Annotated in this window: 6 protein-coding genes; 2 read left to right on the top strand and 4 right to left on the bottom strand. The window is 44.2% G+C overall.

Translation table 11 applies throughout. From position 1 onward, the window contains the following. A partial coding sequence (locus WKF69_RS12695) for an acetylxylan esterase (protein ID WP_340382392.1) occupies nt 1-723 on the top strand: 723 nt, incomplete at its 5' end. Between the two features lie 173 nt (nt 724-896). On the opposite strand, the gene WKF69_RS12690 is transcribed toward WKF69_RS12695, so the two are convergent. The 3 genes from WKF69_RS12690 to tsaD form a co-directional block, all read right to left on the bottom strand. Continuing rightward, complete coding sequence (locus tag WKF69_RS12690; protein WP_340382390.1) at nt 897-1,187, bottom strand: hypothetical protein; 291 nt, start codon at nt 1,185-1,187, stop codon at nt 897-899. A gap of 148 nt (nt 1,188-1,335) precedes the next feature. Further along, entirely contained in the window at nt 1,336-1,509 is a 174-nt protein-coding gene (locus tag WKF69_RS12685) for a hypothetical protein (protein WP_340382388.1), read from the bottom strand. Between the two features lie 38 nt (nt 1,510-1,547). Beyond that, entirely contained in the window at nt 1,548-2,546 is a 999-nt protein-coding gene (gene tsaD / locus WKF69_RS12680; RefSeq protein WP_340382386.1) for a tRNA (adenosine(37)-N6)-threonylcarbamoyltransferase complex transferase subunit TsaD, read from the bottom strand. A 98-nt stretch (nt 2,547-2,644) separates the two neighbouring features. Between tsaD and WKF69_RS12675 the strand changes: the two genes are divergently transcribed. After that, nucleotides 2,645-7,102, top strand: coding sequence for a translocation/assembly module TamB domain-containing protein (locus WKF69_RS12675; protein ID WP_340382385.1), 4,458 nt, complete (start codon nt 2,645-2,647; stop codon nt 7,100-7,102). Nucleotide 7,103: 1 nt separating this feature from the next. Here WKF69_RS12675 and WKF69_RS12670 read toward each other — a convergent pair whose 3' ends face one another. Continuing rightward, nucleotides 7,104-8,309 (bottom strand): bifunctional 3,4-dihydroxy-2-butanone-4-phosphate synthase/GTP cyclohydrolase II, encoded by a 1,206-nt coding sequence (locus WKF69_RS12670; protein WP_340382383.1) that lies wholly within the window; start codon nt 8,307-8,309, stop codon nt 7,104-7,106. Between the last annotated feature and the right edge of the window lie 666 nt (nt 8,310-8,975).

The raw sequence follows: 8,975 nt of genomic DNA, 5'->3' as shown, positions 1-8,975 counted from the left end.
AAAAAGGAAGGTAAATACCCGGCATTGCTTCGGGTTCCGGGTGCAGGTATCAGGCCATATAATGGTGACATTGCAACCGCCGAAAAAGGAGTAATAACCCTTGAGATCGGCATCCACGGTATCCCGGTAAATATGGATCTAAGCCAGTACGCAAATCTTTCTGGCGGCGCTTTGTTGGGTTATCAGATATTCAACCTTGAAGATCCTGAAAGATATTACTACAGGAGAGTCTATATGGGCTGTGTCCGTGCAAACGATTTCCTCACAAGCCTTCCACAGTTTGATGGAGTCAACCTTGGCGTTACGGGCGGCAGTCAGGGCGGAGCGCTATCTATCGTTACCGCAGTTCTTGATCCGCGTGTTAAATTTCTTGGTGCCTACTACCCTGCCTTAAGCGACCTGACAGGATTCTTATTAGGCAGGGCTGGCGGATGGCCGCACATGTTTAACAAGGATAATGTAAATGCTATCAGTGCAAAGGATAAGATCAGAACCGCAGGATATTATGATGTCCTGAATTTCGCAAGGCTGTTGAAAGTTCCCGGAATGTATAGCTGGGGCTTCAATGATGAAACTTGTCCGCCTACTTCCATGCATGCCGCTTACAATGTAATTACAGCGCCTAAAACTTTGAAATTATATTTAGAGACAGGTCACTGGCAGTTTCCGGAGCAGAGGGAGGGCATGGAAGCGTGGTTACAAGAAAAATTAAAGGTGAAATAGGACGACCAGCCCCGGCGGTCAGGAGCGGATGAAGGTCAATTAATACAAAGACCAGGGGTCCCGGCCTGCATTGGGATGAGAGACATTATCTTAAAAAAAGGAAAGGATTGCGGCTATTTGCCGCAATCCTTTCCGACAAAATAATTTCGCCCAAGGGGCCTTTTTACTTAGTCTTAGTTAGCACTGTTAGAAGTATGGTGAGCATACTGTTGTTTTGCATCATCCATAACGTCACCAGCTTTCTCGCTTATATATTCGGAAGCCTCTCTGCCTGCTGCTGCTAAAAGGGATCCCTTTTCTGCGCCAGCTTCCATTAATCTATCAGTCACATCTCTGAGGGTATTCAACAATGTAGACCAATTTTCTTTTCCTTTGTCTGAACTCATAAAGTACCAAGCTGCGGTTCCTGCGGCAATTCCCGCAATAATTGCCAAAGCAATTTCTGATTTATTGTCGTTTTTCATGGCTATGTTTTTCCGAATGATTATCTAATACCCTGCCAAAATTAAAATGAGGCCGGTGGGTTCTGAAAATATTTACTGAAAAAAACTGAAGTGGAAACGAGATCAGATAGAAATAGCTGATTACCAATGAGTAAGGAGCGTCACGTTTTTATTCCCCCCGCGTCATGATGTACATAAACATGATACCCGCGATGACCATAAAACCTAACACCATGAGGCCTATTTTGCCTTTACGCTTGTCTTCCTTCATCAGCCAAACCAGAAAACCTACCAGAGGGATCAGGAAAATAAGGAAGAAAATGATACTCGGTGTACTAAACATAATTCAAGGGGTATTGTGATGGGATAAAGATATCAAAATTAAAAAGGCATTCGCGCCAGTGGGGCAATATCCTGGCCGACGAAATCCTGCTTCAGGTATTTATAGTAGCCGGTTATGGCGATCATTCCCGCATTATCAGTACAGTATTGAAATTGCGGGATAAAGACCTCCCATCCTAATTCTGCAGCCGCGCTGTTCAATCCGTTTCGTAACCCCGAGTTTGCAGAAACACCTCCAGCAATTGCTATTCTATTGATCTTATGTGCGGCCGCTGCGTTCTTCACCTTATTGAGCAAAATAGTAACAATCCTGTGCTGCACCGACGCACAGATGTCATTCATGTTGATCTTCAGAAAATCAGGATCGGCTTTGACCTTATCTCTCACAAAATACATTATAGAGGTCTTTAACCCACTGAAGCTAAAATCAAGTCCGGGGATCTGGGGCTCCGGAAATTTAAACGCATCCGGATTTCCTTCCTTTGCATACTTATCAATTAGCGGCCCGCCGGGATAAGGAAGCCCAAGAATTTTTGCAGTCTTGTCAAACGCTTCACCCGCCGCATCATCTGTGGTCTGTCCAATGATCTCCATATCAAAATAATCCTTTACCAGCACGATCTGCGTATGTCCGCCGGAAACCGTAAGGCATATAAACGGGAAGGCAGGCTTGTTATCGATGAAATGAGCCAGAATGTGAGCCTGCATATGATTGACTTCTATCAAAGGAAGTTTATTGGCTAATGCGAAAGCCTTGGCAAATGACGTTCCTACTAATAAGGAGCCCAGCAAACCGGGTCCGCGAGTAAAAGCTACGGCATCGATGTCATTTTTGTGTATTTTTGCCTGAGCTATCGCTTCTTGTATTGCAGGAACAATATTTTGCTGGTGAACGCGCGAGGCAAGTTCAGGCACAACACCTCCATAGTTTTGATGGACGAGTTGATTTGAGATGATGTTGGATGATATTACACCGTCAATACAGATAGACGCTGATGTATCGTCACAAGAAGATTCGATGCCGAGGATAATTGCCAAAACTATATAGAGTAAAAAATGTTATCTGTTTAAAACACAAAACTATCAAAAAAGCGCTAAAAATTACCCTCTGGATACTCGCAAGTCTTTTATTGTTGGTGGCAGTTTTTATTTTTTCTCTTCAGTATCGGAGTGTACAGACGTATGTCGCAAAGAAAGCTGCGAAATACCTTTCAAAAGAACTGGAGACCCGGGTGGAAATTGGTGGTTTATACATCAAGCCGTTCAAATCTGTTGTACTGGATAGCGTGTACATTGAAGACAGGGAACAGGATACTTTAATATTCTCGCCGAAGCTTACAGTCGATCTTAATCTTCTATCATTTAAAGAGCGTAAGATATCCGTCAATACCATCCAGATGGATAATGGTAAATTCCATCTAAAACAGTATCGTGATTCTGCGACCAACGTTGAATTTATTATCAACTACTTCGATACAGGGGATCCAACACCCACTAAGAAACCGCGGAGACCATATGATATTACAATGGACAAGATCGTCCTTAATAACATCGCCTTCAAATATCAAAACTTCAATAATACAAAGCCGATTAAAGGGGTCAACTTTAATGATATCGACCTGCGCAATCTGAGCACTACCATACTGAATCTCGACACCAAGAACCACCTGGTAAAAGCAGGCTTCAGGAATCTGACCTTGCGGGAGAAAAGCGGCTTCTATTTAAAGAACCTGACCACCGATGCAACGATCGACACCAATCAAATGGAGTTCAAAAACCTGCTGCTTGAAACTCCAACCACCCGGCTGTCAGATTACCTTTTAATGAAATACGGCTCTTTTAAAGACTTTGGCCAGTTTATCAGCAAAGTCTACATGAAGGTGCATTTCAATAATTCTAAAATAAACAGCTCTGACGTAACCTATTTTGCACCCCAGCTCGCCAGTTCTAATATTATTATGGACGTTGATGGCGACGCTACTGGTTTCATAAACGACCTCAAGACTAAGAATCTTTCAATCAGAAGCGGACAGGCTACATATCTCAAAGGCGACTTCAATATTAAAGGACTGCCCAATCTTAAAAACACGCGTCTCGACCTTAAATTCGACCAGCTTTCCACCAATAAAAAAGACCTCGACCTGATCATTGCAAGGGCCACCGGTCGCAAGAAATCGATGATTCCAGCGATAGCCTACAAGTTCGGAACCATTAGCTTCAAAGGACGCTTTAAAGGATTAACCAACGATTTTGTGGCAGCTGGAGAACTCAAAACCCGCCTTGGCCGGGTCGTGACTGACCTTAACATGAAGATTGACGGCACGGGCTATCCGCGGTACAGTGGCTTAGTTAAGGCTTATGATTTTAATCTGGGTGAGCTTCTCGGCAGAAAAGACCTGGGCAGGACAACTCTGACGGCAAATATTACTGGCAGCGGCTTTAATGTCAATACCCTGCGAGAACGGTTCAAAGGCGATATCCGATACTTCGACTATAACGGCTACCGCTACAGCAATATCAATGTTAACGGAAGCTTTATCAACAAGTTTTTTGATGGTATCGCCAAGATCAACGACCGAAATATCAAGCTTAATTTTAACGGAAGCGTCGACCTGAAGCCTAAGCTTCCTATTTTTAATTTCACGGCGAGTGTCCGCGGAGCTAATCTGCATAAGTTAAATTTCACGAAAGACACGGTACAGATCGATGCCGACCTGAAAACCAATTTCACAGGATCCAATCTTGATAACATTCAGGGCACTTTCGCTATTAGCAGCATTCGACTTACTAATCCGGATAACTCCTTTATAGTTGATTCGGTTTATTTAAGCGCCATAGGCCTTGGAGCGAACAGAGAACTGAAGATTGAATCTGATATCCTGGACGCAAGTATTAAGGGCGAGTACGATCTTAAAACTTTTCCATCCTACTTTAAATCGGTGGTTGCGCAGTACATCCCCTCGCTTAATCTTAAATATGATAAGCCGGGGCGGCAAAACTTTGAATTCAGTCTTAAGATCAAACAATTTGAGCCATTGAGCATGCTCGTCATGCCGGAACTTAAGATACCGGAAGGGGCCAGCTTCAACGGAAAATTCGTATCCGCCGAAAACATTGCTAACCTCAACGGATTTGCCACCCTTATCCAGTTCAACGAGATCAAGATCAATAATCTGATTATCGACGAAAGCACATCAGCTGATGCGATGAACATATTCATCACTTCGGACCGCGTGGATCTGACCGACAGCCTGTACATAAAGAATGTCAACGTCGCGAATATCCTCAGGAACGATAGCCTGAACCTGAACATTAAGTTATCCGACAAGGATGCAATTAACCAGCTGGATTTGAACTCCCTGGTAGAGTTCACTCAGAACGGTCCGGAGAAAGTTCGTTTGAGTGTGCTTCCTTCCGATGTGATCATTAACCGGGAAGTATGGAAGATCCAGGAAAAGGTAAGCTTCAGCTTTGATGAAGGGCGCGGTGCAAACGAAAAGTTCAGCCTGTTCAGGAGAACTAAGATTACTGGCTTCGAGCTGTTCCGCGATAATCAGATCATAACCATTGACGGGATTATATCTAAAAACCCGTCAGACGAACTACTGGTTGGATTCAATAAATTCAAGCTGACAACCTTTAGCCCACTCACTCAGCCTCTCGGTATTTCATTAAGGGGAGAATTGAACGGCGATGCAAAATTTGCCGGCATTCTGGCTAAGCCTGATGTAGAAGCCGATCTCACTATCGACACACTCCATTATAATAATGTACTGATTGGCGATCTCACCTTAAATGCCGGTTTTGACAACGCTACCAAGTTGATCAATGTTGATGTGGATATCGAGAACCAGGGCTTAAAAACTCTTGAGATCGATGGAACCTATAATGCCAATAGCGATCAGAACAGCCTTGACCTGAACGTGATGATGAATGAGAATGAAGTGGTCATCTTCCAGCCGTTCCTTAAGAATCTGGTGTCAGACATGAACGGGAAGGTTTCTGCCAATCTGGAAGTCACGGGCAAGCTCACTCGTCCGATAATAGATGGTACGGTTTCCTTCAACGATGCTGGTATGATCGTTAATTACTTAAAAACCCCGTACCGGATAACAGATGATATCAAGATTGAAAACAGTGTCATCGTACTGAACAGTCTTGAATTAAGAGATATCAATAATAGTGTAGCTCTCGTCAACGGCACGGTAGACATGGGCAATCCTATTAACCCGGTAATCCAGATCAACATCGTCGCCAACGACCCGTTCATGGCGCTGAATACTACTGCAAAGGATAATCCGCTATATTATGGCACTGCCTACGGGACCGGGGTATTTACCTTTACCGGCCCTACAAATGATATGAAGATTAACATCGATGCCAAGACCGAAGCAGGCACAGTCTTCACTATCCCGCTAAATTCAGCAGCCACAGTTGCTAAGAATGATTTTATAACATTTGTAGCGAAAGACTCATCGATGAACAAGCCTAAAGTGACCTCCTTTAAAGGCCTTGTGATGAGCTTATCGCTGCAGGTTGATGAAGCGTCAGAAGTAAATATTATCACCGATCTGGGCAAGCTTTCGGGAAGGGGTAATTCAGAAAATCTTCGGCTGAATATCACCAGCCTTGGAGATTTCGAAATGTTCGGCGCTTATCTCATAACCACCGGACAGTTTGAATTTACCGCTCAGGATTTTATAAATAAGGTCTTTAAAATTAATGAAGGCGGATCGATCAGGTGGACAGGCAATCCGCAGGAAGCTGCCATAAACCTGAAAGCTATATATGAAGTCAGGGCCAGCTTACGTCCGCTCTATATCGCTGCTGGACGCCCGCCGCTGGATCAAAGAGTGCCATCTGAAGCTGTAATGAACCTCAGCGGGCCGCTCTTAACCCCTACTATTGCATTTGATATAAACTTCCCCTCAGACACATACATCAAAGACGAGTTGCAGTCTTATTTCAATGATGTAAACAATGTAAATCAGCAAGCTCTGAGCCTTATTGTACGGCGCTCATTTGCTGAGGGCTCTGGCGCCGACATTGGCGTAGTGCAATCCACATTTATTAATGCGGGTACGGAATTATTCTTTAATCGGTTTAACACAGTGATATCGCAATATCTTAATCTTAACACTGTCGATTTCAACATACGCTCGTTTAACGATGCAAGTGCGACATTGCGACTGTTGAATGAACGTTTGATACTGACTGGTGGCGTTACTGAGAGAAGGACGAACGATGACGACTTAGCCGCATTTAACTTTTTTAGCGGTTCTTCAGTTGCCCGTGACGTGGAAGCTCAGTACCTGATCAAGAAAGATGGAACCCTGGTTTTAAAGGCGTCCAATAAATTGAATAACAGGAATCCATTCCTTAACATCAACAGTACGGGCGATTATGTAAGTGCGCTTGGATTGATTTACAGGAAAGACTTCGATGACCTCAACGAGCTCTTGGGATTCCTGCTTGGTAAAAACCGCAGTGAAGAACGCCGTAAAGCAGCAGAAGGCCCGAAGACAGATGCCGTACCAACGAAGCCGGAAGACGCGTTGAAACCCGAAGAAACGACTGTGCCGGAAAAGAAATAATTTAGCTGTTCTTCATGATGGTATGGCCCATCTTATCCCGCTTCGTTTTCAGGTAAAGCTCGTTATGCTCATTAGATTGAATCTCGATAGGAACGTTAGAAACTACCTCCAAGCCGTAGCCTATTAAGCCGGAACGCTTGGTCGGGTTGTTAGACATCAGCTTCATTTTTTTGATCCCAAGGCTGCGCAGTATCTGAGCACCGATCCCGTAATCTCGCTGATCCATCGGGAATCCGAGCTGAAGATTTGCTTCAACTGTGTCTACCCCATTTTCCTGAAGATTATAAGCATGTAATTTATTGATGAGTCCGATCCCCCGGCCTTCCTGATTCATGTAGATAACAACACCCTTACCTTCCTTCTCAATCATTTCCATCGCTTTATGAAGCTGAGGCCCGCAATCACAACGGCATGATCCGAAGATATCACCGGTAATGCAGGAGCTGTGCACCCTTACAAGGATGGGCTCATCTTCTTCCCAGCTGCCTTTCACCAAAGCAAGGTGCTGTTCGCCGGAATTGAGTTGGGTATAGGCTGCCATCTCAAAATCGCCCCATTGAGTCGGCAATTTAACCGCCACCTCTTTCTTGATCAGCGATTCAGTTTTAAGCCTGTATGAGATCAGGTCTTTGATACAAATAATTTTAAGGTCGAACTGTTTTGCGATGAGGAGCAGATCAGGCAAACGAGCCATCTCCCCATCTTCTTTTAAGATCTCAACCAGCAGTCCCGCAGGAGGCAAACCAGCCATTTCAGCAAGATCAACAGCTGCCTCGGTATGACCTGCACGGCGCAAAACACCGCCTTTTTTCGCTATCAGCGGAAATATATGACCGGGACGGCCCAATTCTTCAGGATTTGTAGTCGGATCGATCAGCGCCTGAACAGTTTTAGAACGGTCCGAAGCTGAGATACCTGTGGTACAACCGTGGCCTATAAGATCGACAGATACGGTGAAATTCGTTTCGAATACCGCGGTATTGTTTCCAACCATCAGGTTGAGACGCAATTCCTGGCAGCGCTCTTCGGTAAGAGGCGCACAAATCAGCCCGCGGCCGTGAGTTGCCATAAAATTAATTACTTCAGGAGTAGCATTCGATGCTGCCGTCAGGAAATCCCCCTCATTCTCTCTATCCTCATCATCTACAACAATGATGATTTTTCCTGCTTTTATATCGCTTATAGCTTCTTCAATCGTATTAAACATATCTCTGGGTATATCGCGGATAGTTTATCTCCGCTAAAATTGAGGCGAATTTACGGAAATAGTTTGGGAGAAGTATTTGTAGGGAGTAAAATTGGTTGGGGGAGTGACATAAAAGTGATGTCGTTGCTTGCTTACAGAGCAGCGCTTATATCCGCTATTGCCCTTTTAAATGAAATAATCATTTAGGCTTCAGATGGTAGCTGCTTATATTATCTCAGAATTCTCTTAAAACACCCAGGTCGCCGTGATGCACCCCTTGCAGAACAAGGAACAATCCGGACTTGCACCGGTTCGCCTGGGTTTTTTGAATTAGTCTATCGTTAACTAATGATGGAAGATAAGGACGGATATGGGAAGTTTATTGAGTTAATTAGAGAACGGTGGGAATTGTTTAGGGAACGGTATCAGATGTCGGATGGAGTTGCTACCTTTAATTAGACATTAGGTTAAGGGTGAAAAGGCTTAACTTTAAAATTCATGACAGGAAGAAAATTACATGACCGGGAATTCAAGCTTAAAGCCGTTGAGGTCCTCGCTTTCGCGCAATGTCATTAAGTTAAGGGACCGGAGGTTCTGACTTTCGCCAGATCCGAATTTTCGGAAGATAAGACATAAAGAGGAATTGGGGAGATAAATGGTTCCCGCTTTCGCGGGAATGACAGACCG

It is taken from the genome of Daejeonella sp., from assembly GCF_037719425.1.
Taxonomy (GTDB): domain Bacteria; phylum Bacteroidota; class Bacteroidia; order Sphingobacteriales; family Sphingobacteriaceae; genus Daejeonella.
The sequence above is the reverse complement of the archived record's forward strand: the minus strand, read 5'-3'. Positions and strand labels throughout refer to the sequence as shown.